Source organism: Bradyrhizobium sp. Unk1 (assembly GCF_059512345.1).
Map to the genome: position 1 here is coordinate 1 of NZ_JCAMOP010000194.1, position 1,012 is coordinate 1,012.

Here is a 1,012-nt window from a genome sequence, read left to right on the forward strand (position 1 = left end):
GAGCTTGATCACATGGTCCCAGCTGTCGCCGAAGTCATAGAGATAATGGATCGTCTTGGCGCCGGTCTCGCGAACGATATCGGAGAGCCGCGCTTTGCTGGCATCCATGGGCTGGTGGCCGTAATCATCGTCGGGATCGGGAATCCCCCAATGGACCTCACCAGCGAAGAACTCGAACAGGTGACTGTTCGTCCAGCCGAAGGCCTCCTGAAGCGTCAGATGTAGCCGATCAAGGCGCAGAGTGACGGGTACGACAAGGCGACGCATCACCTCCGGCTTCACGTCCTTGAGGGTCACCTTGATCCGGACCGCGGTCGTGTTCAGGCTCATGCCGCCAGCCTCGGATCGTGTGCATGCATCGTGTAGATCGACGCCCAGGGGAGCAGTCCGTCCAGTCGCGCCGCAGGCCAACCATTGACGAGCTTCGCGAGAACATCAGCGAGCCAGTGCTCGGCACTGACGCCATTGAGCTTACAGGTCTCGATTAACGAAGCCAGAACTGCCCAATTCTCTGCGCCCTCGTCGCAACCGGCAAAAACGGAGTTCTTGGCGTTGAGCTTGATTGGCCGCATCGCACGCTCGACAGCATTCGTGTCCATCTCGATGCGCCCGTCATCAAGGTAGAGCGTCAGGCCGTCCCAATGACGCAGCGCGTAACGCAAGGTCTTCGCCGTGTCGCTCTTTTGTGCAAGGTAATCAAGCTTGGCCTTAAACCACTGCTTCAAGGCTGTAGCTAAAGGTCGGGCATGCGCCTGCCTGCCAGCACGGCGCTCGGCATCCGATCGGCCGCGGAGCGCTTTCTCGACCGAGTAAAGTTGGGCGATGCGCTCAAGAGCCTCGTGGGCAACCGGAGCTGGCGCCGGAGCAGCCTCGCGCTCGATCTTCACAAACTGGCGCCTCAGATGCGACCAGCAGAAGGCGAGCGTTCCGGACAAGGCGTCCGCACGCGTCTCTCGGGTCATGGTCTTGTAAGCCTGATAGCCGTCGCAGTGGATGATGCCGCGATAGCCCT

The 1,012-nt window shown here is 60.5% G+C and carries 2 protein-coding genes; both read right to left on the reverse strand.

Annotated elements, in window-relative coordinates:
• A partial coding sequence (locus AC5ZFO_RS48065; protein WP_496124274.1) for a plasmid pRiA4b ORF-3 family protein occupies positions 1–330 on the reverse strand: 330 nt, incomplete at its 3' end.
• Positions 327–1,012 (reverse strand): IS66 family transposase (tnpC, locus tag AC5ZFO_RS48070; RefSeq protein WP_496124275.1); only part of this gene is annotated, 686 nt, incomplete at its 5' end. The genes AC5ZFO_RS48065 and tnpC, both read right to left, overlap by 4 nt.